Origin of the sequence: Streptococcus pasteurianus, assembly GCF_004843545.1 — a bacterium.
Lineage (GTDB): Bacteria > Bacillota > Bacilli > Lactobacillales > Streptococcaceae > Streptococcus > Streptococcus pasteurianus.
In genome coordinates, this window is sequence record NZ_CP039457.1 from 809,572 (window position 1) to 835,569 (window position 25,998).

A 25,998-nucleotide genomic window follows, 5' to 3' on the forward strand; every position below is an offset into this window, starting at 1 on the left:
GAGGCAAAAGCCAAGTCTCCCTATTTGTTATTTTTGCTGTGCAGTTTTTTCTTGTTTTTTTAAGTTTTGATTGATATACTAAAAGCCCAAGATTTTGAAATATGGATTAATTTGCCTTAATCTAAAATTCTAGAAAGCGAGGATACGTATGAGAAAGTTATGTAGGATAATCTTTTTTATTCCCAAACTCATTATCAGTATTATCTGGAATTTTTTCTGGGCTATTTTTAGAACGATTGTAATTATTGGAATTATTTGTTTTGGTTTACTATATTATGCCAATAATAGTAGTTCTCAGTTAGCCAATACGATTTCAACCATTGCAAATAATGTAACAAGTTATCTTTCAGCAAATAGTGATGATATTGCTAATAGTCTAAAGGATTTGTCAACGGATGATTTCACTTATTATTCAGGAGCACGTTGGTCAAGCAATTCTGCAAATGTCTATATTGAAACGACCAATGAAACTTTGGTCAATGCTTATAAGGAAGCCATTAATACTTGGAATGCAACGGGAGTTTTTACATTTAATGTAGTTTCGGATGCATCATCAGCAGATATTATTGCGACTGAATATTCTGATGCTAGTTCAAAAGCAGCAGGATTTGCTGAGACAGAAACGAATGCTTTGACAAATCATATTACTCATGTTGATGTAAAATTGAATACTTACTATTTAACAGAAAATGATTATGGTTATACGCATAATCGTATTGTTTATACCGCGGAACATGAGTTGGGACATGCGATTGGGCTTGATCATGATGATAGTGAAGAATCAGTTATGCAATCCTCAGGCTCTTATTATGGCATTCAGGATGTTGATATTGAAAAAGTCCAATCACTTTATGCTTCTTAAATAAAAGTAAATCTAGAAAAAAACTGCTGATTTCAGCAGTTTTTTTCATATTCTCCTAGTTTAACGACTTGTGATTTGGTAAAATAGACATATGATTATTTTACAAGGGAATAAAATTGAACGCTCATTTTCGGGCGATGTACTTTTTGATAATATTAATATTCAAGTTGATGAGAAAGACCGCATTGCGCTAGTTGGGCGAAATGGTGCGGGAAAATCAACTTTGTTAAAAATTTTAGTGGGTGAAGAAACACCAACTTCTGGTGAAATTAATACCAAACGTGATTTAACCTTATCTTACTTGGCCCAAGATAGCCGTTTTGAGTCAAAGAATACGATTTTTGATGAAATGTTGCACGTTTTTGATGATGTGCGTGGCATGGAATCACGTTTGCGTAAAATGGAAATGCAAATGGCAGAGCTGATAGGTGATGCTTTTGATAAATTGATGTCAGATTATGACCGCATGTCAGAGGAATTTCGTGTCAAGGGTGGATTTACCTATGAGGCGGAAATCAAGGCGATTTTAAATGGTTTTAAATTTGATGAATCCATGTGGCAAATGAAGATTTCGGAATTGTCAGGTGGGCAAAATACACGCTTGGCGCTTGCCAAAATGTTGCTTGAAAAGCCTGAATTGCTAGTGCTAGACGAACCAACCAACCATTTGGATATCGAAACCATTGCTTGGCTTGAAAATTACTTGGTCAACTACCAAGGTGCTTTGATTATTGTCAGTCACGACCGATATTTCTTGGATAAGGTGGCAACGGTGACGCTTGATTTGACACCACATTCGCTTGACAGATATGTTGGTAATTATTCTAAATTCATGGATTTGAAGGCTGAAAAGTTAGCACTCGAAGCCAAAAATTATGAAAAACAAGCCAAAGAAATTGCTAAGTTAGAGGACTTTGTTCAACGTAATATTGTGCGTGCCTCAACGACAAAACGTGCCCAAGCTCGCCGCAAACAGTTGGAAAAAATGGAACGTTTGGACAAACCAACGGCAGGGCAAAAATCAGCTAACATGACTTTTCATGCGGATAAAGTGTCAGGAAATGTAGTCTTGACGGTGACAGATGCGGCAATTGGCTATGATGACCAAATCTTGTCAGAACCAATTAATATTGATGTCAAGAAATTTGATGCCATTGCCATTGTCGGACCAAATGGTATCGGAAAATCAACCTTAATTAAATCAATTGTGGGTCAAATTCCATTTATCAAGGGAACATCAACCTACGGTGCCAATGTTGAAGTGGGTTACTATGACCAAACGCAATCAAATTTGACGCGTACAAACACGGTTCTTGATGAGCTTTGGAATGACTTTTCAACGACACCAGAAGTGGAAATTCGTAACCGTTTGGGAGCTTTTCTCTTCTCTGGCGATGATGTCAAGAAATCAGTCAGCATGCTTTCTGGTGGTGAACGCGCCCGCTTACTTCTTGCAAAATTGTCCATGCAAAATGATAATTTCCTTATTCTAGATGAACCAACCAACCACTTGGATATCGATAGCAAGGAAGTTTTAGAAGATGCTTTGATTGATTTTGATGGAACACTTTTATTTGTCAGTCACGACCGTTATTTCATTAACCGTGTGGCAACAAAAGTGCTTGAAATCTCTGAAAAAGGCTCAACCCTTTATCTTGGTGATTATGATTATTACCTTGAGAAAAAAGCAGAGCTGGAAGAAATGGAACGTTTGAAAGCCGAAGAAGCACAGGAAAAAACAGTTGCCATTGTTGAAAAAGCGCCAGCTAATGATTATCAAGCGCAAAAAGCTAACCAAAAAGAACTTCGCAAACTCACACGCCGAATCGCTGAAATTGAAAATCAATTAGAAGAGATTGAAGCGTGTGAAGAAGCAATCAATCAAGCGATGTTAGCCACAAATGATGCCGTAGAACTTGTTGATTTGCAAAAAGAACTCGATGACTTGACTGAACAACAAGAAAACCTCATCCTAGAATGGGAAGAACTCAGCGAACAGGTTGAAGGATGATCTTTAATGATATGCAGCTGTCTGGGATTAGTTAGCATATCATTTTTTAGTTAAAAAAAATCAATAGCAAGCTATTGACTTTTTATGTTAAAGTTCTATAATAATTAGTGATAAATAATAAGAAAGTATCTAGCAAATCTTAAATTTAGCCGAATAAGCTTACTTGAAAAGGAAAAAGTTTATTTTTGGGTTAATTTTTAGAGGCTTGTTTTTTTGACTGTGGAGGTAATCATGAATCCTAAACATGCTCCTTATGGATGGTTAGTAAAACGGATAGCGCGTCGTTTGGAACAAAATATGAATAATTTTCTTAAACCGTATAATATTACGATTATGCAATCATGGGTTTTAATGTTTTTGAAACAAACAGAGAAGTGCTACACTTTCAAAGAACTAGAGAAACAATTTGAAGTTTCTCAGCCAACCATGGCCGGTATTTTAGCACGTTTGGATCAAAAAAATATGATTATAACCATTCAAGATGAAAAAGATAAGCGTATTAAAAAAGTTCAAATTTCTGATGATGGTAGAGCTTTGATTAATCGTTTAGGTGAGCACCTAGAGGATTCAGAAGTTGCAATCGTTGGGAACTTTACCAGAGATGAGCAAGAGACTTTTCATTTATTGCTTGAAAAAGCTTATTATAATGTTGTAGAAAGAGGTAACGAGAATGATTAAAACTTTACTCGCGCAAGTGAAGGAGTATAAAACGCCATCTTTATTAGCTCCTTTATGTGCCGCTTTGGAAGTTTTTTTCGATATGTCTATTCCCTTTGTGATTGCAAAATTGATTGACCAAGGGATTCAGGCAGGAAATCTTGCGGTAGCCATGAAATATGGTTTATTTATGTTACTTTTAGCTATTTGTGGTTTGACGACAGGTTTTCTAGCAGGGAAATTTGCGGCACAGGCTTCAGCTGGTTTTGCTGCTAATTTGCGTGAAGGAATGTATGACAATATTCAAACATTTGCTTTCTCAAATATTGATAAATACAGCACGGCTGGTCTTGTAACACGTATGACAACCGACGTGACAAATGTGCAAAATGCTTACCAAATGATTATTCGTGTGGTTGTCAGAGCACCGTTAACAATCATTTTCAGTATGTTTATGTGTTTTGTGGTTGATCGTCAATTAAGCTTGATTTTCCTACTTGCTGTTATTATTTTAGCGGCTTCATTGCTGTTCATCATGCGTAAAGCAATGCCCGCTTTTAACTATGTTTTCCGTAAATACGATGACTTGAATGCCAGTGTCCAAGAAAATATTTCTGGTATTCGTGTGGTAAAAGCTTTTGTCCGTGAAGATTATGAGAATAAAAAATTCACCAAGGCTGCTGAAAATATCTACCGTTTATTTGTGAAAGCGGAAAAAATTGTTATTTTTAATAATCCAATCATGATGTTTATCATCTTCGCTTGTATGATTTGCTTGTCTTGGTTCGGAGCCCGCTTTATTGTAGCGGGTAGTTTAACGACAGGGGAGCTAACGTCACTTCTTTCTTATATCTTTGCCATGATGATGTCATTGATGATGTTGTCAATGATTATGGTTATGATTTCAATGAGTACAGCTAGTGCAGAACGTATTTCTGAGGTACTCAACGAAAAAGCTGACATTGTTAATCCTGAAAATCCATTGATGGAAGTTTCAGACGGAAGTATTGTTTTTGATCATGTGCATTTTTCTTATAAACATGGCGGTGGTGAAGAGGTGCTTTCTGATATAAACCTGAGTATTAAATCTGGTGAAATCATTGGAGTTATTGGTGGAACAGGTTCTGGTAAGACCTCATTTGCTAATTTGATTTCACGTCTTTATGATGTTGATTCTGGTTCAATTAAAGTTGGTGGACGTGATGTTCGCGAATACGATTTGGAAGTTCTTCGTGACCAAGTAGCGGTTGTTCTTCAGAAAAATGTCCTTTTCTCAGGTACTATTTTAGATAATCTTCGTTGGGGAAATGAAAATGCGACAGATGAAGAATGTATGGAAGCTTGCCGTCAAGCTTGCGCAGATGAATTTATCGAACGCTTCCCAGACAAATATAACACTTGGATTGAACAAGGTGGTAGTAACGTTTCTGGTGGGCAAAAACAACGTCTTTGTATTGCCCGCGCGTTGTTGAAAAAACCAAAAGTATTGATTTTGGATGACTCAACTAGTGCTGTTGATACTGCGACAGATGCGAATATCCGTCAATCATTTGCTGAAACCATTCCTGGGACAACTAAAATTATTATTGCCCAACGTATTTCTAGTGTGCAACACGCTGATAAAATTTTAGTTCTTGATGATGGTAAGATTTCGGGATTTGCCAGTCATGATGAACTATTACAAACAAATGCGATCTACCGTGAAATTAGCGATGTTCAACAGCAAGGTAGTGGTGATTTTGATGCGGAAGGAGGTAGCAATTAATGGCTCAAACCAAAAAAGAAATTAATAAACAAGATACGCTAAAACGTGTGTTGGCTTATGTTTTGAAAAACTATAAATGGCGCTTCTTGCTAGTATTGGTTTTGATTTTAGTAACAGCGCTTTGTATGGTACGCTTTAGTTTGTTCATGCAAACATTGATTGATAGTTATATTACACCTCTTTTAGCTGCTAAAAATCCAGATTTTTCAGGGTTAGCGCACGCTATTTTCCAATTAATCATCATTGGTATTATTGGTGTTCTAAGTTCTTACACTTATAATCGTTTGATGGTTTATGTTGGACAAGGAACAATGCGTCGTATTCGTATTGATTTGTTCACTCATATGGAACGCTTGCCAATCAAATACTTTGATACACATGCTCACGGTGATATCATGTCTATCTATACTAACGACGTTGATACACTTCGTCAGTTGATTAGCCAGAGTATTCCTCAGGTCATTAATTCGGTTTTTTCGATTGTGGTAACATTTACAAGTATGCTTCTTTTGAATGTTCCCTTGTCAATATTATCACTTTTTATGGTTGTGGTGTTATTATCAGTAGCGCGTAAAATTGCTTCGCAATCGTCTAAGCATTTCCATAATCAACAAAATGACCTTGGGCGTGTCAATGGGTTCATTGAGGAAATGATGGACGGTCAAAAAGTGGTTAAAGTTTTCAATCACGAAGAACGTGCTAAAGAAGATTTCCGAAAAATCAATCAACAGCTCCGCTATTCTGCTACAAATGCTAATATCTATGCTAATATTTTGATGCCAGTATCAGCTAATATTGGACATATTTCCTATGTGCTTTGTGCCATGCTTGGGGCAACCCTAGCTCTTCAAGGCTATGCTGGATTGACTTTGGGAACATTGGTTTCTTTCCTAGCGCTTAACCGTAGTTTTACAAACCCAATCACACAAATCAGTCAACAAATCAACGCAGTTATTATGGCGATGGCTGGTGCTGATCGTGTCTTTAATCTACTTGATGCTGAAGTGGAAACAGATGAAGGTTATGTTGAATTGGTAAATGCTACTGAGGACACTGCTGGAAATCTTCAAGAAGTTGAAGAAACAACTGGTATGTGGGCTTGGAAACATCCACACGAAGACGGCACCGTAACTTATCACAAGCAAGAAGGTCGTGTAACCTTCTCAGATGTAACCTTTGGTTATAGTGATGATAAAATGGTTTTACATGATATTAATTTGTTTGCGGAACCTGGTCAAAAAATTGCCTTTGTTGGCTCAACTGGTGCTGGTAAAACAACTATTACAAACTTGATTAACCGTTTTTACGATATTCAAGAAGGTAAGATTCATTACGACGGTATTAACATTCGTAAAATCAAAAAAGCTGACCTTCGTCGTAGCTTAGGGATTGTATTGCAAGATACACACCTTTTCACAGGAACAGTTATGGATAATATCCGTTACGGACGTTTGAATGCGACTGACGACGAATGTATTGCTGCGGCTAAGTTAGCTAATGCACATGATTTCATTAAACGTTTGCCAGAAGGTTACGATACCATTTTGACAGGTGACGGAAGTAATTTATCTCAAGGACAACGTCAATTGCTTGCGATTGCACGTGCAGCTGTGGCAAATCCACCTGCTTTGATTTTGGATGAAGCAACATCATCAATCGATACGCGTACCGAAGTTCACGTCCAAGAAGGTATGGATGCGTTGATGAAAGGTCGTACAACTTTTGTTATCGCTCACCGTTTGTCAACAGTTCGCAATGCGGATTGTATCATGGTTCTCGAGCAAGGACGTATCATCGAACGTGGTAACCACGACGAATTGATTGCGCAAAAAGGTCGTTATTACCAACTTTACACAGGTAACGCCATTAGTGAATAGCTGAATTAAATCATTGTTAAAATTTATTTTATCAATATGTGAAAATGTAAAAAAGAATAACCTCTTTTACTGGGTTATTCTTTTTTATATTTTTATTTATCAAGCTAAGTAGGAGGGAACATTATCATTTATAGTGTAGATATTTTATGTCAACCTTAATAAATATTTCGTTGATATTTTTAGAATTTTTTATTGACTACATAAGAAATTTTTCTATTCGTTTGCTTAAGGAATATCTTTTTCAAACATTCTATCAGTAAGTGGTTGCAATTGTTTATTTCACTATTTACTTGATAAGGAGCTATCTAGGTACTATTTTTTAGTTTAATTTTAATAACTATACAAGTGGTTATCATAATTTTTAAAACTAGTTTTAGAAAAAAGCATAAAAAAAGAGAAAAACAGAAAGTAGTTTCTGAATTTTTGAAACTATTGAAATTAAAAAGTGTAAGCGCTATACTTGATGGTGGGAGGTGTTTCTTATGGATAAAACATTAAAAAAAATAGAGCCTCTCATAGAATCATATTGGGATTCTATGACAGATACTGAACAAACAATTGCACATTTTTTTATCACTAATACCTCAGAAAAAGATGTGAGTTCTGGCGCAATTTGTCAACGTTTACATGTATCAAAAGCTAGTTTGACACGTTTTGCTAAAAAATGTGGTTTTAGTGGTTACAGAGAATTTATTTTTTCTTATCAGGAATCTAAATTACATTTAAAAGGAGAGTCAAGCACCTTAAAAAATAATGTAACTAAGAGGGTTATGGCAGACTATGAGCAATTGCTAGAAAAGACCTATTCAGTGATTGATGAACAGCAACTCACACGGATTACACGCTTGATTGAAGAAGCTAACCGTATATATCTTTATGGTAAGGGGAGCTCGGCTCAAGCTTTGAAAGAGATGAAGACACGTTTTATGAGGTTGGGCTTTGATTTTGATATTGTAACAGATAATGATGAACTGATATGGTCTAGTATGTTAGTGGGACCAGATTGTTTGGTTATTGCAGCGTCTCTGTCAGGAAAAACCAAATCTGTGATAAATGCTCTAATGACTGCTAAGGAAAGGGGGGCTAAGACGGTTTTAATGACAACCCAAATTGTTACTCAAAGAGATGATTCTTGGGATGAATTAGTTTTATTGGCTTCACGAGATAACTTATCTTATGGGAATCGTATTTCACCACAATTTCCTATTTTATTGTTGATTGACTGCTTATTTGCTTACCAATTAGCAGTTAATCAAGATGAAAAACAAAAACGTTACCACAAAACGATTATTTCTTATAAGGAGGAATTATGACAAAAAAAGAGTACTTTTTACAACAACTTAAGGGGGGAGTAGTTATTTCCTGCCAAGCTTTACCAGGTGAGCCTATGTATTCGGAAAAAGGAGGAGTTATGCCGCTTTTTGCTAAGGCAGCTGCACAAGCAGGTGCTGTTGGGATTAGAGCTAATGGAATTCGTGATATTACAGAGATTAAAGAAGCGGTAGATTTACCGATTATCGGTATTGTTAAAAAAAATTATGAGAATGCTGATGTTTTTATTACGCCGACTATGGATGAAATTGATGCATTAGTAGAGACAAAGGTTGACATTATTGCTTTGGATGCAACGACATCTAGTCGACCTAATGGTCAGACTTTAGAAGAATTCGTGATTCAAATTAGACAGTCTTACCCAGAACAATTATTAATGGCTGACTGTTCAACCATGGATGAAATGATAGTTGCAGATAAATTAGGTTTTGATTTTATTGGAACTACCTTAGTTGGTTATACTAAACAAAGTCAAGATTTAGCAATTGAATCTAATGATTTTGAAATTATTAGGAAAGCTGTTGGAGTTTTGGAGACACCAGTGATTGCTGAAGGAAATATTAATACACCAAGTAAGGTTAGACGTGTTTTACAACTAGGTGTTCATACAGTAGTTGTCGGCTCTGCTATCACACGACCATTGGTGATTGCAAAACCATTTATTGAGGCAACGAATATAGATTAAATTGAAGGGAGATTTTATGTTTAAGAAATTTTCACGTTTAGGTCAAGCGTTTATGTTGCCTATTTCTATTTTACCTGTAGCAGGTTTATTGTTAGGAATTGGTGGTGCTCTATCTAATCCTAATGCTATTGCTCAATTTCCACTTTTAGGTCAAGAATGGTTGCAGACTATATTTGCTGTAATGAGTGGAGCAGGTGGTGCTGTTTTTAATAACATTGCTTTAATTTTTAGTATTGGCGTGGCTGTTGGTCTTGCGGATTCTGATAAAGGGACAGCAGGCTTATCAGGTGGAGTAGCTTATCTGGTCTATACAGCAACTATCAGTAGTTTATTACAACTCTTTTCCGCAGAAGGTGCTACTATTGATACAGGCGTTTTAGGTGCGCTAGTTATTGGTTATGTAGTCTCTATTCTTCATAATAAATATCGCCGGATTGAATTACCAGCTTATCTAGGTTTCTTTGGTGGTTCACGTTTTATTCCCATTGTCTCTTCTTTAGTTGCTATTGTGATTGGTAGTATTTTCTATGTTATTTGGCCACCTGTTCAAAATCTTCTCGTTTCATTGGGAGAAGCTATTGCTACAATGGGAAGTTTTGGTTCTTTCTTATATGGTTTCTTTCTGAGATTAACGGGTGCTGTTGGTTTACACCATACCATTTATCCTATGTTTTGGTATACTTCTTTGGGCGGTGTTGAAGAGGTTGCTGGTAAGACGATTCAAGGTGCACAAAATATTTTCTTTGCTCAGTTGGCAGATCCGAATCATACCGGTCTCTTTACTTATGGTACACGCTTCTTTGCGGGACGTTTTGCGACTATGATGTTTGGTCTTCCAGCAGCTTGTTTGGCGATGTATCATTCAATTCCAAAAGCTAATCGTAAAGCTAATGGCTCCTTTTACTTTAGTAGCGGTTTAACGTCATTCTTAACCGGTATTACAGAACCTATTGAATTTTCTTTCTTATTTGTAGCCCCATGGCTTTATGTTGTACATGCTTTCTTAGATGGTCTGTCTTTCTTTGTTGCTGATTTGTTATCTATTCGTATTGGTAACTCCTTTTCAGGAGGTATCATCGACTTCTTACTTTTTGGTGTTCTACAAGGAAATGACAAAACGAATTGGCTCTTAGTGTTACCAGTGGGATTAGTTTGGGCAGGAATTTACTATGTAGTCTTTCGTTTCCTGATCAGTAGATTTAAAGTTGCTATTCCAGGAATGGTTATGAGTGAGGAGACTTCTGTGCAGGCATCTAAAGAAAATTCTTCTTTGACAGAAATTTCTATAAGTATCATAGAGGCGCTTGGTGGCGAAGCTAATATTGAACATGTCACGGCTTGTGCAACACGTTTACGGGTGTCTTTATCAGATAGTCATAAAGTTGATAAGGAAAGTTTAAAATTAACCGGAGCTACAGCGATTTTAGATGTAGATAATGGTATCCAAGCGGTTTATGGTGGAAAAGCTATCCTTTATAGCCAAGAGATTAATGAAATTTTAGGAAAAGAGGTATAATGATTAAAAGCTTTGATTAATTTCAAGGCTTTTTTAGTGTACGACGGGCATGGTGTATATATGGAGTGAAAGTCCTCTATAGTGACCCGCTGCCGGTGAACATAATAGTGACTCCCAACCTTGATGATTGTGAGGTATCGGGGAGGGATGTGAATTAACCTGATTGAGCTGAAAGTTATAACGTATGCATGATGTTAGGCTTACTAATCTAAGGTATCTCATAGACAACGAAACAAGAAAATCATTCGATTTAAACAGTCAAGAAAAAATCATTACGTTTGATCTTTAAAGATATACTAAATTTCTCTTTTTACGCCACTTTTTAAAAACGTTTTCAAACTTTCGGTTCAATAATTTGTGATTTGGGAAATAATATCATATGATAAATGGACTAAGAAAAAGATATTTGGAGGGCAATATGATGAATTTGTCTCAAGAACAATATATAGATATGTATCTCAAAATGCAGCGTATTCGTGAGTTTGATATGCGCATTAATAAGTTAGTCCGACGTGGTTTTGTCCAAGGCATGACACACTTTTCAGTTGGGGAAGAAGCGGCCAGTGTTGGAGCAATAGCACATTTGACTTATGATGATATTATTTTTTCAAATCACCGTGGGCATGGGCAATGTATTGCTAAAGACATGGATTTGAACAAAATGATGGCTGAACTCGCTGGCAAGGTGACTGGTGTGTCAAAAGGTCGTGGTGGTTCCATGCATTTGGCAGATTTTGAAAAAGGCAATTATGGTACAAATGGTATTGTTGGCGGTGGTTATGCGCTTGCTGTTGGTGCAGCGTTGACACAAGACTATAAAAAAACGGACAACATTGTTGTTGCCTTTTCTGGTGACGGTGCGACAAATGAGGGTTCTTTTCATGAATCAGTAAACTTAGCAGCTACTTGGGGATTACCTGTTATTTTCTTTATTATCAATAATCGCTATGGTATCTCTATGGATATTACGAGAGCGACCAATACACCGCATCTCTACACACGTGCTGAAGCTTATGGCATTCCTGGTTTTTACTGCGAAGATGGCAATGATGTCCTAGCGGTTTATGAGACAATGGGGAAAGCGGTTGACCACGTGCGTTCTGGAAATGGTCCAGCCATTGTTGAGGTAGAATCTTACCGTTGGTTTGGGCATTCGACAGCTGACGCAGGTAAATACCGTAGTAAAGAGGAAGTTGATGACTGGAAGAAAAAAGACCCACTTGTCAAATTCCGTACGTATTTGACTGAAAATCATTTGGCAAGCCATGACGAATTGGATGCTATTGATGCACAAGTGGTTAAAGAAATTGATGATGCTTACGCATTTGCTCAAAATAGCCCTGAACCAGATTTGTCAGTAGCATTTGAAGATGTCTGGGTAGATTAGGCAGCTTTTTAATCATAAGAGGAGAAAGACAATGACTGAAACAAAACAAATGGCATTACGTGAAGCTGTCAATCTTGCGATGACAGAAGAAATGCGAAAAGATGATACGATTTTTCTCATGGGAGAAGATGTTGGTATTTACGGTGGCGACTTTGGAACGTCTGTTGGTATGTTTGAGGAGTTTGGACCTGAACGTATCAAGGATACACCGATTTCAGAAGCGGCTATTGCAGGAAGTGCCATTGGCGCTGCGATAACTGGGCTTCGTCCGATTGTTGATGTGACCTTTATGGATTTTATCACCATTGCCCTTGATGCCATTGTTAATAACGGCGCTAAAAATAATTATATGTTTGGTGGTGGTTTGAAAACGCCAGTAACCTTTCGTGTAGCCTCTGGTTCTGGTATCGGTTCAGCAGCGCAACATTCGCAGTCTCTGGAAGCTTGGTTAACCCATATTCCTGGTATTAAGGTTGTTGCTCCAGGGAATGCTAATGACGCCAAAGGGCTTTTAAAATCAGCCATTCGTGATAATAATATTGTTATTTTCATGGAGCCAAAGGCGCTTTATGGCAAGAAAGAGGAAGTGAACTTGGATTCTGATTTTTATTTGCCGCTTGGAAAAGGTGATATTAAGCGTGAGGGAACTGATTTAACCATTGTTTCTTATGGTCGTATGTTGGAGCGTGTTCTTCAAGCAGCAGATGAAGTAGCAGCTGACGGCATTAGCGTTGAAGTGGTTGACCCACGGACACTTATTCCACTTGATAAGGAGTTGATTATCAATTCGGTGAAAAAGACTGGGAAGCTCATGTTGGTTAATGACGCTTACAAGACAGGTGGTTTTATTGGGGAAATAGCTGCGCTAGTTACGGAAAGTGAAGCTTTTGATTATCTTGATTATCCGATTGTACGTTTGGCAAGCGAAGATGTGCCAGTACCATACGCACGTGTTTTAGAACAGGGCATTTTGCCAGACGTTGCTAAGATTAAAGCAGCCATTTATAAAATGGCACGCAATGGTCGTGATGCCTAAGGGAGGTGTTTTCTGTGGCAAATGAAATTATTATGCCAAAGCTTGGTGTGGACATGCAAGAAGGGGAAATTCTTGAATGGAAAAAAGCTGAAGGTGATGAGGTCAATGAGGGTGATATTCTGCTTGAAATCATGTCTGATAAGACCAATATGGAAATTGAAGCTGAAGATTCTGGCGTGCTGTTAAAAATTGTTCATCCGGCAGGTGATGTCGTAGCTGTTACCGAAATTATCGGCTATATCGGAGCAGAGGGTGAAACTCTTATTGATTCTGTGGGTGAGAAACACGTTGAACAGTCAGCATCAGCTCAGGAAGCGAAAGCTCAACCGTTGCAAGCAAGCACAGCGTCAGCGATTTCTCAAAAGACATCTGAGACTGGAAAAGTCCGTGCTACGCCTGCTGCTAGAAAGTTGGCACGTGAGCGTGGTATTGACCTTGAAAAAATCACTGGCAGCGGTGAAAATGGGCGGATTCACAAGGAAGATGTGGAACAATTTAGTAAGATTCGTGTGACGCCACTGGCTCGTAAGATTGCAAAGGACAAAGGTGTTGACCTTGAGACACTGGTGGGAACGGGTGTTTCTGGTAAGATTACCAAGGAAGATGTTTTAGCAAGTCTAGGTGATGTTGCGCCGCAAAAAGAACAAGCAGATGTAAAAGTTACACCGCAAGCAGGAGCTTTGGCTGATGTTACGGCTGCAAGTGACGGAGTTGAAGTCATTAAGATGTCTGCTATGCGTAAGGCAATTTCAAAGGGAATGAGCCATTCTTACTTTACAGCACCGACCTTTACGCTTAATTATGATATTGATATGACGAATCTGATTGCCTTGCGTAAGCAACTCATTGAGCCAATTATGGCAAAAACTGGTTACAAGGTGACCTTTACGGACTTAATTGGGCTTGCTGTGATTAAGACCTTGATGAAGGAGGAACACCGTTTCCTTAATGCTTCTCTGATTAACGACGCCCAAGACATCGAACTACATCATTTTGTCAATCTTGCAATCGCTGTTGGGCTTTCTGAAGGTTTAGTGGTTCCTGTGGTTCATGGTGCAGACCAGATGAGTTTGTCAGACTTTGTGGTAGCATCAAAAGATGTGATTCAAAAAGCACAAGCTGGTAAATTGAAAGCAGCTGAAATGTCTGGCTCAACATTCACCATAACGAACCTTGGGATGTTTGGAGTGAAGTCGTTTAATCCGATTATTAATCAACCAAATTCGGCAATTCTTGGGATTTCAGCAACTATTGAAACACCCGTCGTTCATGACGGTGAAGTGGTTATTCGCCCAATTATGGGAATGAGTTTGACCATTGATCACCGATTGGTTGACGGAATGAATGGTGCAAAATTCATGCTAGATTTAAAAGCGCTTCTTGAAAATCCGCTAGAATTGCTAATCTAAAGTAAAAAACGTGGGCGGTGACATAGGTGACTCGGTCATCTTGAAAGCCTAATGTTGACAAATAAATGATATAGTCGGTTGCTTGGGTGAAAGCCGCCCAAAGCTGACTGAGGAACAAAAGAATTTTCTGAAGGGAAAACGTAAAATGGCAGTAGAAATTATCATGCCCAAGCTTGGTGTTGACATGCAAGAGGGCGAAATTATTGAATGGAAAAAAGCAGAAGGTGAGCTTGTCCAAGAGGGCGATATTCTGCTTGAAATCATGTCTGATAAGACGAATATGGAAATCGAAGCCGAAGATTCTGGCATGCTTTTGAAAATTGTTCACGAGGCTGGTGATGTTGTTCCTGTGACAGAAATCATTGGCTACCTTGGTGCTGAAGGTGAAGTTATTGACGAAGTTGCGCAAGTAACACCAGAACAAGCAGCGGCAGACTTAACCGCAGCAGGCTTGGAAGTGCCAAAGGCGGTGACGGCTGATGTGACTTCTGAACAAAAAGCTCCACTTGCAGCTGATGAGTATGACATGATTGTGGTTGGTGGTGGTCCTGCTGGCTATTATGCCGCCATTCGTGGTGCGCAACTCGGTGGCAAAATTGCTATCGTTGAAAAATCAGAATTTGGTGGTACGTGTCTAAATGTTGGCTGTATCCCAACTAAAACTTATCTCAAAAATGCCGAAATCCTTGATGGACTAAAAATTGCTGCTGGTCGTGGTATTAATCTGGCTTCAACTAATTACAGTATTGACATGGATAAAACCGTTGAGTTTAAAAATTCCGTTGTCAAAACATTAACAGGTGGCGTTCGTGGTCTCTTGAAAGCTAATAAAGTAACCATTTTTGACGGACTGGCTCAAGTCAATCCAGACAAGACGGTAACGATTGGGTCAGAAACAATTAAGGGACATAGTATCATTTTAGCAACTGGTTCAAAAGTATCACGCATTAATATTCCAGGTATTGATTCACCGCTTGTTTTGACTTCTGATGATATCCTTAATCTACGTGAAGTACCGAAATCATTAGTTGTCATGGGTGGCGGTGTTGTTGGAATTGAGCTTGGACTGGTTTGGGCATCTTACGGCGTTGATGTGACCGTTATTGAAATGGCAGACCGCATTATTCCAGCTATGGACAAGGAAATTTCGCAGGAATTGCAAAAAATTCTGACGAAAAAAGGTATGACCATTAAAACCAATGTCGGAGTAGCCGAAATTGTTGAGAAAAATAGCCAGCTTGAGTTGACGCTAACCAATGGTGAGACAATTCAAGCAGATAAAGCGCTTCTATCAATTGGACGTATTCCCCAAATGCAAGGTCTTGAAAATCTCAATCTTGATATGGAAGGTAATCGTATCAAAGTCAATGCTTACCAAGAAACGTCAATCTCTGGTATTTATGCCCCTGGTGATGTCAATGGTCAAAAAATGCTAGCGCATGCTGCTTATCGTATGGGAGAAGTGGCTGCTGAAAATGCTCTCCGTGGCAATCATCGCAAAGCCAATCTCACCTACACACCAGCAGCGGTTTACACTCACCCAGAAGTTGCCATGGTTGGAATGACAGAAGAGGCCGCGCGTGAGCAATACGGCGATATTTTGATTGGAAAATCAAGCTTCACAGGCAATGGGCGAGCTCTTGCGTCTAATGAAGCTCAAGGATTTGTCAAAGTCATCGCTGATAGCAAGTATCATGAAATCCTTGGAGTGCATATCATTGGCCCCGCAGCAGCAGAGCTTATTAATGAAGCGGCAACCATTATGGAAAATGAATTGACCGTTGATGACGTTGCCCAAGCGATTCATGGACACCCAACCTTCTCTGAAAATATGTATGAAGCTTTCCTTGATACCATTGGCGAAGCTATTCATAACCCACCGAAGAAATAAATCAAAAGTATGCTCTAAACATAGTTTTAGAGCATACTTTTATGGATGAAACAACATGTTTGATTTTCAGAATATTCTGCAATATTAATTGACGCTTGCATGACAATTTACTAAAGTAATAAGGGACAAGGTATGAAAATAAATTGTTCAATTTTTTAGGAAGGAAGCTTATGAGAGCTATACGCTGGTTGCTTCCCCTCAGTCTTGTCTTAATGTTCTTATCACTAAGTATTGGGGTAAGTTCACAATTTTCCTAGCTTAAATTGTTTCAAGGGGAAGAGGTAGTCTATCCGGTCTTTTTTGAATCACGCCTACCTAGAACCATGGCAATCGTTTTGGCAGCGGGTGCCTTTTAAGGAAAAATGGATGTTATCACTCATTGGTCTCATTTATGGTGGCATGATTGGAGCAGTAGCAGAAAGGATTGCTTCCCGCTTTAACTTGGTACAATCAATGACCTTGTGGACACAGGGTTCTTTTGCTATGATTCAGACCAATCAATACGAATGGTTATTTCTTAATCTGATCTTAGCGTGATTATTCCTAATATCGTCCGTCATTTTGTTGGGAATCATTTGAAAAAAAGTAGGCGACTTGTTTTTTGGAGTGGGGTATGTTTGGTCTTGGCGTGTGATATTTTAGCTCGTCTCATTATCTGTCCTTATGAACTATCGGTTTCAGTAATATTGGGCGTTTTAGGCTCTGCGATTTTCATTTGGATGTTATGGCGAGGTGACGTCTATGACTAAGAAAAATCCCTTATCAAAACGCATTATAGCTGTTCTATTTGTGCTCGCTGTTGTCTGTTTTTGGGCTTATTTACTTCCCATTGGAGGGCGTTGCTGCCTTTTGTTATAAAGCTTCGCTTGAAAAAATTGTGTGCTTATTATCTTGTGGTAGTAAGTGTTAGTTTAGCAATGATTAGTGCTTATTCTTGCTAAATATAAAATCCAAGTAAGGTTAACACTGAGGAAATGAAAAAGTTGATTGATCAAACTCTTGAATCTATCGTAGAACTTTGAACACATTTGTCATTTGTGTAGTGTGACTGAAACAGTCTTTGTTTTATAATAAAACCAATAAAAGTTAGTTACCTAATAAGGGAGGAAATATTCTTATGAGAAAAATTAAAATTCATGTTTTTCATACTGGTGAAGTTTGTGTCGCCCCCAAATTGCCTTTTGGTGGAGATGATTGTAGTGTGGTTGAAGCATCAGGTATCTTTGGCAAAAAAGAAGATCGCATTTGGCTTCCTGTTTCTTCATATCTAATTGAACACCCAAAAGGAACGTTTCTTGTCGATACTGGTTGGTCACGAGACATGAGCCCGAACGGTATTTTTGATAAAAAGTCGCAAATAAAATCACTAAATAGTAGGTTACTTTACAAAATTAATCAAGGAAAAGTTGGTTTGGGACAATGTATTGATGAACAACTATTAAAGCTAGGAATCAAAGATTCAGACCTTGATGCGGTGCTTTTGACACATCTTGATTGTGACCACGCTAATGGTTTAAAGCAAGTAAGCAACGCTAAAAAATTTCTGGTATCAGCTGACGAATTGGCGTTTGCTCAAAAATTAACGAATAGAGTCCGTTATCGAAAAACTTGGTGGGAAGGCGTTAATCTTACTGCCTTTGATTGGAATGACACTCAAGGAGCATTTTCAAAATCTTATGACTTGCTGGGTGATGGTTCGATTGAATTAATTAGTATCCCAGGGCATGCAGATGGCTTATTTGCTGTAAAAGTTAAAAATGACGAAGGCAAATTTATCCTATTATTTTCAGATGGCGGTTATGCGACAAAAAGTTGGGAACAAATGATTACATCAGGTATTGCTGCCGACAGAGCAAAGCAACGCCAATCATTAGCTTGGATTAGAGAACAAAGTTTAGACCCTAACTGTATTGAATCTTTGGCAAATCATGATTCAGATATTCAACCCCATGTTATTGAATTTTAAGAAATAAGGAATCCCCCAATTATAGAAAAGTTAATGGAACACCCCCAATAGCAACAGCGAGTTGCTTGTGAATCAGGATAATGATAGTTTCGTACACACAACATGGAATTGTAAGTATCATATTGTTTTCGCCTCAAAACGTTCAAAAGGTTTATCGTAACGCCCACCTGAAGCAAAAGTGTGTAAAGATTATATTCATATGTTGGTGAGTATTCCACCAAAACGGAGTGTTTCATCATTTATGGGCTATTTAAAAGGAGGAAAAAAGTAGTTCAATGATTTTTGATAGAGATGCCAATCTGAAATATAGGTATGGGAATAGAAAATTTTGGTGTCGCGGTTATTATGTGGATACAGTTGGCTACAATCAGAAGAAAATAGAAACCTATATTCGTTAATACTCAAATAAGAAGACGTCGTAGCAGATCAGCTAAGAGAAAATAACTGACTGGGATAACCGTAAAAGGTGTTAAATTGACTCATCCATTGGCATTGGCAACGCTAGTGTAAGAAAAGGAATTTGAACAGTTTTAGTCGCCGATAAAGCTTTCCTCAAATGTCAGCAGTCAATATTTCTTGGTGATTTTTCCAGATAAATCAATCAGTGTGATTTGAAAAACAAGCTGAAAACGGAAGGGTTGTGTTTACGATACCATGATTGTTCCAGCTAATAAAATCAAAACAACGTTTAAGGAAATGACTGATTTTAGTAAAATTGATTTAGAAGATATCCCAGATTTTGTCAGTCGTCTTAGCCGAGCTTTGAATTGATGATAAGCATTCAAGTATCTTCATCGAGGAATTCTTCCAAGCAGATTAAGAGACTGAAAGCGGCGATTTTGCTATACTATCCTTATATGTTATAAAAAGGAGCTTTCGCATGAAATATATTGTCAATAACTCCCATAATCCTGCCTACAATGTGGCTTTGGAAGCTTACGCTTTTCGTGAATTGTTAGCTGAAGATGAGCTTTTCATTCTTTGGATTAATGAGCCAACGATTGTTATTGGTAAACACCAAAATGCTATCGAAGAAATTAACAAAACTTATACAGATGAACACGGTATTCATGTGGTTCGTCGTTTATCAGGTGGCGGTGCGGTTTACCATGACCTCAATAATTTGAATTACACGATTATTTCTAATAAATCACAAGAAGGGGCTTTTGATTTTAAGACCTTTTCCCAACCTGTCATTGAAACGCTAGCTGATTTAGGGGTGACAGCGACTTTTACGGGACGTAATGACCTCGAAATTGACGGAAAGAAATTTTGTGGCAATGCGCAAGCTTATTATAAAGGACGAATGATGCATCATGGTTGTCTGTTATTTGACGTGGATATGACTGTTCTTGGAAATGCCCTGCAAGTTTCAAAAGATAAAATTGAATCCAAAGGGGTTAAATCTGTGCGTGCGCGTGTGACCAATATCTTAGATGAATTGCCAGAAAAAATGACTGTTGAAGCCTTTTCAAATCAATTGTTAAATAAAATGAAAGAATCTTATCCTGATATGACAGAATATGTCTTTTCTGATGATGACCTGAAAAACATTCAAGCCTTGGCTGACCAACAATTTGGCACTTGGGACTGGACTTACGGAGAAGCACCAGAATATACAATTAAACGCTCTGTTCGTTACCCAGCAGGAAAAATTACCACATATGCTAATGTTGAAAAATCAGTCATTAAAGGAATGAAACTTTACGGTGACTTTTTTGGCATCAAAGATGTGGCTGACATTGAACAAGCCCTAATCGGACTTCGCTACGAATACCCAGATGTCTTAGCCAAACTCCAAACAATTGATACCACCCAATACTTTACCAACATCACTCCACAAGAAATCGCCAAAGCAATCGTGGAGTGAGGAATATATAAAACTAGCTAGCAATTTTTGCTAGCTAGTTTTTGTTATAGTTTCTAGTTAGGTATCTTATGATGAGTATTTAGTGCTTATTTCCAAGTTGCGTTTTCGTAGGAAACAGTGACAGGGGTATCGTCACTTACAAGATAAACATCAACAATAGTTGCTTTTTGACCTGCTGTTAAGCCATCAATAGATTGGGTTGAAACATTTGTAAATGTGTAATCCAAGGTTTTACCTTCAGAATCTAAAACAGTCCATCCACCTAAATCAATATAATCTGAACTTGTATTCTCTACTATTGTTGTAACAACAAGTGCTTTTTTACCTTCAAATTTACTATATTCTTCCTCTGGATATCCTTCTTTTAAGTCAATATTTTCATCTATAACAGGTTTCTGTATTGTCATTTTTAAACCTGTTGATTCATATCCAGTAACATGCATATCAGCTTCAGTGAAAGTGTAACTTTCGTCAAATGAAAGGTTGTGAGATGTCTCCTCTTTACTAGAGCTTGATTCTTCGATAACCTCAATAGAAGTCGTAGTTGTTTCTTCATCTGAGGTATTTGAGCAAGCAACAAGTGTAGTAGCAGAAAGGAGCAATACTCCTCCTAATAACATTTTTTTCATTAAAAATTCTCCATTCAGCTTTTAACGTGGTTCAGTTTTTTTGCACGTTTTCCTAATTTAGTCTAAGTAGTGCGTGTGTTTGGTAATCCATTGTTGCAATTTAATATTAAGCCAGAATGAGTAGATACCGATTGTAATGATAGTTAAAATGAGCCACTTAATCCAATTGCCAAAGAGTTGTGTGGCTGTTCCGTCAAAGGCTAGACGGTGTCCGTCAATAACAGTATGTTGGACTTTCCAGTTTATCATGATACAAATGCCCCAAGGTGCGCAGATTCCAAGGGTTAAAATGGTAATCAACCCAGCTAAAATACTGTGTCCAACGTAACTTAATAAACCACCGTCAAAATAACTTTCTCGTTTCATCCTATATATCTCCTTTGTATTTAAACGATTGTTTTACGCAAAAACGTTATTAGTGTAGCATATTGAAAATGGCTATGCAAGATGATATGAGCAAAAACAAAAACCACCAAAGTTTGTATTTTAGCGGTTATTATTGTGGTGAAAAATATTATTATTTTTCGATTTCTTCACGCATTATTTTGAGAAATTGTTTGGTACTTGGGGATAGCGTGTTTTGTTTTTTCCAGAGAATTTGCAGGGTGTCGTGATTATTTTCAGCAAATGGAACAAAGGTTAAGTCGCTATCTGGATATGAGGTGTCGATAATGTTGCCAAGGCAAAGGGCGATTCCCACACCAGCTTTGACGAGAAGTGAAGCATTATAGAGCAGATTATAGGTTGCAACAATACGATAATCTCCTAAACCGGCCAATGCGCTAGGTTCTGTACTCGTTTGAGCAGAAGTGATAAGTGGGTAAGCCAGAGCATCAGTGAGGCTTGGCTTTTCAATCAGCGTCAACGGATGTCCTTTAGGAACCAAGGCTCCCCAGCGGTCGCGGTTGTCAAGGGCTAGGTGATTGTATTTTTTGATATCGTAACTGCCAATGGTAATTCCCAAGTCATAAACGCCTTTATTTAAATGTTCGAGAATGTCATCTGCGTTACCACTGCGAATATGGACACGAATATCTGGATATTGTTCGGTTAGTGTTTTGATAGCGCGGGCAACAATATCAAGCGACTGACTTTCGGCGGCTCCGATGTAAATATCACCAGCAATGCCATCTGATTTTCGAATGTTATTTTCAGTTTTTTCAACCAATGCCAGAATTTCAATGGCACGGTTGTAAAGGTATTGCCCGTCATCGGTCAATTGAATTTCACGGCTACCTCGGTGAAATAAAATCGTGTCTAATTCATCTTCTAATTCTTTAATTTGTCGTGAGAGTGTTGGTTGTGTCACGTGCAGAGCGTCAGCTGCATTGGAAATGCTTTTGGTCTGCACAATTGTGACAAAATAATTAAGCACACGAATGTCCATAATGTCCTCTTTCTATGCCTTTTAGTTATATAAACTATGTTATATAAGCATTTGTCATAGCTATTATATCGTGATAAAGTAACTTTGTAAAATGAAGTGGTTACATGATTAAAAAAATAAACATTAATGCTTGACTTTGAGTGGGCTCCAAGGTGTACACTGAATGGCGTTTCGGTCTTAAAAAAGACTTTGAAAAAATGGAGGGATAAGAATGACAGATATTAATCAAAAATTATTGACAGGAGAACGTGCCTGTTTTAAAGCAGAAAATATGACCATTACCCAATCAGTATTTGCGGATGGCGAATCACCGTTAAAGGAAAGTCGTCATATTGTTTTGGAAAATAATATTTTCCGTTGGAAATACCCACTTTGGTATTCACGTGATGTCAAAGCACGAAAGATTCAGTTGCTTGACACAGCGCGTTCAGGTATCTGGTACACGCACCAAATCAATATTTCTGACAGTATCATTCAAGCACCTAAGACATTTCGTTGTAGCTCTGCTATTGTTCTGGAAAATGTCCAAATGCCAAATGCTCAAGAAAGTCTCTGGTCATGTGAGGATATTAAGTTGACTAATGTTAATATAACGGGTGATTATTTTGGTATGAATAGTAAGCATATCAAGGCGGATAATGTGACGATTGCAGGAAATTATTGCTTTGACGGTGCTGAAAATATTGAGATTTCAAATAGCACTTTGTTGTCAAAAGATGCTTTTTGGAATTGTAAACACGTGGTTGTGCGTGATTCGACAATCGTAGGCGAATATCTTGCTTGGAATTCAGAAGATATCACGTTTATCAATTGTACGATTGAAAGCAACCAAGGGCTTTGTTATATGAAACACGTGACTTTGGAGAATTGCTAGCTGATTAATTCGGATTTAGTATTTGAATACGTTGAGAATTTGCAGGCAGATATTCATTCTGACATTATTAGTATTAAAAATCCGATTTCTGGGAACATCACAGCAGATGCCATTGGTGAGATTATTTTTGACGACTCAGAAATCAATGCCAAGCAAACAACCATTTCATTGAGAAAGGATGTGCTTGAGCGTGCCTAAGTATCATTTTGATAAAATTGTCAATCGTCGTAAAGTGAATTCCTATAAATGGGATATTGGTGAGGATGAACTTCCAATGTGGGTTGCGGATATGGATTTTGATACGGCGCCAGAAATTAAAAATGCCCTGCAAAAGCGCATTGAGCAGGGCGCCTTTGGCTACAATACTGTGCCAAATTCTTTCTTTGAAGCCTATATTTCTTGGTGGCAAAACCGTCATGAATTCACACTTCAAAAAGATTGGTTGATGTTTTGCACGGGAGCCGTTCCTGCCATTTCATCAATTGTTCGTAAGATGACTAAGCCAAGTGATAAGGTAGTGCTTTTGACGCCTGTTTATAATATTTTTTACAATTCTATTTTGAACAATGGACGAGAAGTGTTGGAAAGCTCTTTGGTCTATAAGGATGGAAATTATCAGCTTGATTATGATGATTTGGAAAATAAGCTGGCGCAACCCGAGACGACGTTGATGATTTTTTGCAATCCCCACAATCCGACAGGTTATGTTTGGACAAAGGCAGAGCTTGATAAAATTGGTCAGCTTTGTTTGAAACATGATGTCCTTATTTTATCAGACGAAGTGCATTGTGATTTGACACATCCTGATAGCTATTATACGCCGTTTGCATCAGTATCAGAAGAAATCGCAAATATCACTATGACTTGCTTAGCGCCGTCAAAAGCTTTTAATATTGCTGGCTTGCAAACGTCGGTAATTTCTGTGCCAAATGAAGCCCTTCGTAAACGAGTCAATCGTGGCATCAATACGGACGAAGTGGCTGAGCCAAATTCTTTTGCCATTCAAGCAACAGAAGCAGCTTTCAATGAAGCAGGGCAATGGTTAGATGAGCTTAACGAGTACTTGGTAAAAAATCGTGCGTACTTGATTGAGCAAGTGACAACAACTTTTCCAGAAATCAAAATCGTTCCAGCAAAGGCGACTTATCTCGCTTGGCTGGACTGTTCTGCTATTTCACAAAATACAACAGCATTATGTGCCTTTATTCGTCAAAAAACAGGTTTAATCCTATCTGACGGTGACATTTTTGGTGGCAATGGTAAACTTTTCATCAGGTGGAATTACGCTTGCCCGCTTGAAGTGTTAGTTGACGGTGTTGAACGTTTTAAAAAAGCGGTCAAAGAGTACAAGGAGCAATAAATGAAAAAATTTGGGTGTTTTATCTTAGTTATGATGCTTTTGGTTTTGTCCGCTTGTAGTAGTGTACAAAATAATCAACAAGCTAAGCAAACACAAACAACAACGACAAGTAAAACAGAGGAAGAAAAAATGGTAACAGCTACGGTTAATGGAGAGACATTTACAATCACGTTAAATCAGTCACAAGCAGCGCAGGAATTTTTAAATCTTTTGCCCCTAACACTTGATATGCGAGATGTAAACGGTAATGAAAAATATGCGGTGCTCAACCAAACATTCACAAACGATGATAAAAAAGTAGGAACGATTCACGCTGGTGATTTGAAACTATGGTCTGGCGACGGTTTGGTTCTTTTCTATAATGATTTTCCCTCATCTTACCAATATACAGACTTAGGAACGATGTCAGATAGTCAAGGCTTGGCAGAAGCTCTTGGGTCTGGGGACGTTATTATTACCATTGAGGTCGTCGATTGATGCGCTCAATAACAGTAACCATTGCAGAAGGAACATTTGAGCTTTTCTTAGAAAATAATGCTAGCGCGCAAGCTTTTTCTGAACTTTTGCTACTTGAATTGGAAATGGTTGATGTGAATGGCAATGAGAAATTTTATTTACTAGCTGACCACCTACCAAACCAAGAACGCTGTTCTTGTTTGATAAAAGCAGGTGATTTATTACTATGTCATACAAATGAATTAACCTTTTTCTATGATGATAGTAAAACCTGCTTTAAATACACTTATCTAGGACATGTTAAAGACAGCCAGAATTTCAGAAAAGCCATGACAGGCAAGATAGTCACTGTTATTTTTGAGGAAAAGTAAGATAGTCTTGACTGCTTCATGAAATTACTGCTTATTTTTGCTATAATGTTTGAAAAAAGAAATGATGGGTGGGCAACCTATGACAAAAATGAGACGTCGTGACCGTGAAGTGACTGACTTGACAGAAATCAAAGCTATTGTTGAGAAAAATATGATTTTGCATTTAGGGCTTTTTGATGAGGAATTTCCTTACGTTATCCCTTTGCATTATGGTTATGAATACCGTGAAGAAACTGACCAGTTTATTTTTTACACACACGGTGCGAGACGAGGGCATAAAATTGATTTAATCCACCAAAATCCCAATGTTTGTGTTCAGATTGAGGGAGAAGTGGTGCCTGATTACGACTATGATGTGCCTTGTAAATACGGTGCTTTCTTTAGTTCGTTTATCGGACGTGGAAAAGCAGAGCTTATCGAAGAATCAGAGCAAAAAGCCTACGCCCTTAATCTACTCATGCAGCACCAAGCTGGCAAAATATTTGAATTCACCGAAAAAATGACAAAACCAGTCGGCGTGATTAAGATTGTGATTGACCAATATTCCGCCAAAGCTAAGACAATGATGCCTAAAAAATAATAGAAAAACAACTAATCTAAAGCAGATTGGTTGTTTTTTGTTAATAAAGATAAAAAATTGAAAAATTCCCTTGACTT

21 protein-coding genes and 3 pseudogenes are annotated in these 25,998 nt (G+C 37.9%); 21 read left to right on the forward strand and 3 right to left on the reverse strand.

The features are described from left to right. Window positions 1-148 precede the first annotated feature (148 nt). From E8M05_RS04360 to E8M05_RS04440, 16 genes and pseudogenes are all read left to right on the forward strand, one after another. Window positions 149-862, forward strand: coding sequence for a matrixin family metalloprotease (locus E8M05_RS04360; protein ID WP_003064304.1), 714 nt, complete (start codon window positions 149-151; stop codon window positions 860-862). 91 nt (window positions 863-953) lie between these two features. Then, window positions 954-2,873: an ABC transporter ATP-binding protein gene (locus E8M05_RS04365; RefSeq protein ID WP_003064305.1), complete on the forward strand. Its 1,920-nt coding sequence runs from the start codon at window positions 954-956 to the stop codon at window positions 2,871-2,873. A 231-nt stretch (window positions 2,874-3,104) separates the two neighbouring features. Continuing rightward, complete coding sequence (locus E8M05_RS04370) at window positions 3,105-3,551, forward strand: MarR family winged helix-turn-helix transcriptional regulator (RefSeq protein ID WP_003064307.1); 447 nt, start codon at window positions 3,105-3,107, stop codon at window positions 3,549-3,551. After that, window positions 3,544-5,295 (forward strand): ABC transporter ATP-binding protein, encoded by a 1,752-nt coding sequence (locus E8M05_RS04375; RefSeq protein ID WP_003064310.1) that lies wholly within the window; start codon window positions 3,544-3,546, stop codon window positions 5,293-5,295. The genes E8M05_RS04370 and E8M05_RS04375 overlap by 8 nt, the downstream gene beginning before the upstream one ends. Then, the gene (locus tag E8M05_RS04380) at window positions 5,295-7,172 is read left to right on the forward strand and encodes an ABC transporter ATP-binding protein (protein WP_003064312.1); all 1,878 of its coding nucleotides are present in this window, start codon (window positions 5,295-5,297) and stop codon (window positions 7,170-7,172) included. Before E8M05_RS04375 ends, E8M05_RS04380 begins: the two co-directional genes overlap by 1 nt. 482 nt (window positions 7,173-7,654) lie before the next feature. Beyond that, window positions 7,655-8,485 (forward strand): MurR/RpiR family transcriptional regulator, encoded by an 831-nt coding sequence (locus E8M05_RS04385; protein ID WP_003064317.1) that lies wholly within the window; start codon window positions 7,655-7,657, stop codon window positions 8,483-8,485. Further along, a complete protein-coding gene (locus E8M05_RS04390; protein WP_136596412.1) occupies window positions 8,482-9,189 on the forward strand; it encodes an N-acetylmannosamine-6-phosphate 2-epimerase in 708 nt (235 codons plus the stop codon). Before E8M05_RS04385 ends, E8M05_RS04390 begins: the two co-directional genes overlap by 4 nt. A gap of 16 nt (window positions 9,190-9,205) precedes the next feature. Beyond that, entirely contained in the window at window positions 9,206-10,705 is a 1,500-nt protein-coding gene (locus E8M05_RS04395; protein ID WP_003064322.1) for a PTS transporter subunit EIIC, read from the forward strand. A gap of 418 nt (window positions 10,706-11,123) precedes the next feature. Beyond that, complete coding sequence (locus tag E8M05_RS04400; RefSeq protein ID WP_013851696.1) at window positions 11,124-12,092, forward strand: thiamine pyrophosphate-dependent dehydrogenase E1 component subunit alpha; 969 nt, start codon at window positions 11,124-11,126, stop codon at window positions 12,090-12,092. A 31-nt stretch (window positions 12,093-12,123) separates the two neighbouring features. Continuing rightward, window positions 12,124-13,128 carry an alpha-ketoacid dehydrogenase subunit beta gene (locus E8M05_RS04405; protein ID WP_003064327.1) on the forward strand — a complete coding sequence of 335 codons (1,005 nt, stop codon included), beginning with the start codon at window positions 12,124-12,126 and terminating at the stop codon, window positions 13,126-13,128. A gap of 14 nt (window positions 13,129-13,142) precedes the next feature. Next, the gene (locus tag E8M05_RS04410) at window positions 13,143-14,537 is read left to right on the forward strand and encodes a dihydrolipoamide acetyltransferase (RefSeq protein ID WP_003064329.1); all 1,395 of its coding nucleotides are present in this window, start codon (window positions 13,143-13,145) and stop codon (window positions 14,535-14,537) included. A gap of 145 nt (window positions 14,538-14,682) precedes the next feature. After that, window positions 14,683-16,428, forward strand: coding sequence for a dihydrolipoyl dehydrogenase (lpdA, locus tag E8M05_RS04415; RefSeq protein ID WP_041974248.1), 1,746 nt, complete (start codon window positions 14,683-14,685; stop codon window positions 16,426-16,428). 354 nt (window positions 16,429-16,782) lie between these two features. Then, a pseudogene (locus E8M05_RS04420) lies at window positions 16,783-17,177 on the forward strand (iron chelate uptake ABC transporter family permease subunit); the annotation flags it as partial. A gap of 368 nt (window positions 17,178-17,545) precedes the next feature. Then, window positions 17,546-18,394 (forward strand): N-acyl homoserine lactonase family protein, encoded by an 849-nt coding sequence (locus tag E8M05_RS04430; RefSeq protein ID WP_003064337.1) that lies wholly within the window; start codon window positions 17,546-17,548, stop codon window positions 18,392-18,394. Window positions 18,395-18,461: 67 nt separating this feature from the next. After that, window positions 18,462-18,789, forward strand: a pseudogene (gene tnpA / locus E8M05_RS04435) (IS200/IS605 family transposase); the annotation flags it as partial. A gap of 485 nt (window positions 18,790-19,274) precedes the next feature. Beyond that, window positions 19,275-20,264: a lipoate--protein ligase gene (locus tag E8M05_RS04440; RefSeq protein ID WP_003064342.1), complete on the forward strand. Its 990-nt coding sequence runs from the start codon at window positions 19,275-19,277 to the stop codon at window positions 20,262-20,264. Window positions 20,265-20,350: 86 nt separating this feature from the next. Here E8M05_RS04440 and E8M05_RS04445 read toward each other — a convergent pair whose 3' ends face one another. The 3 genes from E8M05_RS04445 to E8M05_RS04455 form a co-directional block, all read right to left on the reverse strand. Next, window positions 20,351-20,893 carry a hypothetical protein gene (locus E8M05_RS04445; RefSeq protein ID WP_003064344.1) on the reverse strand — a complete coding sequence of 181 codons (543 nt, stop codon included), beginning with the start codon at window positions 20,891-20,893 and terminating at the stop codon, window positions 20,351-20,353. Window positions 20,894-20,950: 57 nt separating this feature from the next. Continuing rightward, window positions 20,951-21,259, reverse strand: a complete 309-nt coding sequence (locus E8M05_RS04450) for a DUF898 family protein (RefSeq protein ID WP_003064345.1) — start codon at window positions 21,257-21,259, stop codon at window positions 20,951-20,953. A 151-nt stretch (window positions 21,260-21,410) separates the two neighbouring features. Beyond that, window positions 21,411-22,280 (reverse strand): LysR family transcriptional regulator, encoded by an 870-nt coding sequence (locus E8M05_RS04455; RefSeq protein WP_003064347.1) that lies wholly within the window; start codon window positions 22,278-22,280, stop codon window positions 21,411-21,413. Window positions 22,281-22,491: 211 nt separating this feature from the next. On the opposite strand from E8M05_RS04455, the pseudogene E8M05_RS04460 reads away from it, so the two are divergent. The 5 genes and pseudogenes from E8M05_RS04460 to E8M05_RS04480 all read left to right on the forward strand — a co-directional run bounded on the left by E8M05_RS04460 (window position 22,492) and on the right by E8M05_RS04480 (window position 25,921). Next, window positions 22,492-23,352, forward strand: a pseudogene (locus E8M05_RS04460) (DUF3737 family protein). Then, the gene (locus tag E8M05_RS04465) at window positions 23,345-24,514 is read left to right on the forward strand and encodes a MalY/PatB family protein (RefSeq protein WP_003064351.1); all 1,170 of its coding nucleotides are present in this window, start codon (window positions 23,345-23,347) and stop codon (window positions 24,512-24,514) included. Before E8M05_RS04460 ends, E8M05_RS04465 begins: the two are co-directional and overlap by 8 nt. Continuing rightward, window positions 24,515-24,991 (forward strand): cyclophilin-like fold protein, encoded by a 477-nt coding sequence (locus E8M05_RS04470; protein ID WP_003064353.1) that lies wholly within the window; start codon window positions 24,515-24,517, stop codon window positions 24,989-24,991. Further along, a complete protein-coding gene (locus tag E8M05_RS04475; RefSeq protein WP_003064355.1) occupies window positions 24,991-25,341 on the forward strand; it encodes a cyclophilin-like fold protein in 351 nt (116 codons plus the stop codon). The genes E8M05_RS04470 and E8M05_RS04475 overlap by 1 nt, the downstream gene beginning before the upstream one ends. Window positions 25,342-25,420: 79 nt before the next feature. Then, window positions 25,421-25,921: a pyridoxamine 5'-phosphate oxidase family protein gene (locus E8M05_RS04480; protein WP_333485237.1), complete on the forward strand. Its 501-nt coding sequence runs from the start codon at window positions 25,421-25,423 to the stop codon at window positions 25,919-25,921. Window positions 25,922-25,998 lie beyond the last annotated feature (77 nt).

Excerpts from the sequence above, each read along its gene's own strand:
- E8M05_RS04360 (WP_003064304.1), top strand. The coding sequence starts at position 149 with ATGAGAAAGTTATGTAGGATAATCTTTTTTATTCCCAAACTCATTATC.
- E8M05_RS04365 (WP_003064305.1), top strand. The coding sequence starts at position 954 with ATGATTATTTTACAAGGGAATAAAATTGAACGCTCATTTTCGGGCGAT.
- E8M05_RS04370 (WP_003064307.1), top strand. The coding sequence starts at position 3,105 with ATGAATCCTAAACATGCTCCTTATGGATGGTTAGTAAAACGGATAGCG.
- E8M05_RS04375 (WP_003064310.1), top strand. The coding sequence starts at position 3,544 with ATGATTAAAACTTTACTCGCGCAAGTGAAGGAGTATAAAACGCCATCT.
- E8M05_RS04380 (WP_003064312.1), top strand. The coding sequence starts at position 5,295 with ATGGCTCAAACCAAAAAAGAAATTAATAAACAAGATACGCTAAAACGT.
- E8M05_RS04385 (WP_003064317.1), top strand. The coding sequence starts at position 7,655 with ATGGATAAAACATTAAAAAAAATAGAGCCTCTCATAGAATCATATTGG.
- E8M05_RS04390 (WP_136596412.1), top strand. The coding sequence starts at position 8,482 with ATGACAAAAAAAGAGTACTTTTTACAACAACTTAAGGGGGGAGTAGTT.
- E8M05_RS04395 (WP_003064322.1), top strand. The coding sequence starts at position 9,206 with ATGTTTAAGAAATTTTCACGTTTAGGTCAAGCGTTTATGTTGCCTATT.
- E8M05_RS04400 (WP_013851696.1), top strand. The coding sequence starts at position 11,124 with ATGATGAATTTGTCTCAAGAACAATATATAGATATGTATCTCAAAATG.
- E8M05_RS04405 (WP_003064327.1), top strand. The coding sequence starts at position 12,124 with ATGACTGAAACAAAACAAATGGCATTACGTGAAGCTGTCAATCTTGCG.
- lpdA (WP_041974248.1), top strand. The coding sequence starts at position 14,683 with ATGGCAGTAGAAATTATCATGCCCAAGCTTGGTGTTGACATGCAAGAG.
- E8M05_RS04430 (WP_003064337.1), top strand. The coding sequence starts at position 17,546 with ATGAGAAAAATTAAAATTCATGTTTTTCATACTGGTGAAGTTTGTGTC.
- E8M05_RS04440 (WP_003064342.1), top strand. The coding sequence starts at position 19,275 with ATGAAATATATTGTCAATAACTCCCATAATCCTGCCTACAATGTGGCT.
- E8M05_RS04445 (WP_003064344.1), bottom strand. The coding sequence starts at position 20,893 with ATGAAAAAAATGTTATTAGGAGGAGTATTGCTCCTTTCTGCTACTACA.
- E8M05_RS04450 (WP_003064345.1), bottom strand. The coding sequence starts at position 21,259 with ATGAAACGAGAAAGTTATTTTGACGGTGGTTTATTAAGTTACGTTGGA.
- E8M05_RS04455 (WP_003064347.1), bottom strand. The coding sequence starts at position 22,280 with ATGGACATTCGTGTGCTTAATTATTTTGTCACAATTGTGCAGACCAAA.
- E8M05_RS04470 (WP_003064353.1), top strand. The coding sequence starts at position 24,515 with ATGAAAAAATTTGGGTGTTTTATCTTAGTTATGATGCTTTTGGTTTTG.
- E8M05_RS04475 (WP_003064355.1), top strand. The coding sequence starts at position 24,991 with ATGCGCTCAATAACAGTAACCATTGCAGAAGGAACATTTGAGCTTTTC.
- E8M05_RS04480 (WP_333485237.1), top strand. The coding sequence starts at position 25,421 with ATGACAAAAATGAGACGTCGTGACCGTGAAGTGACTGACTTGACAGAA.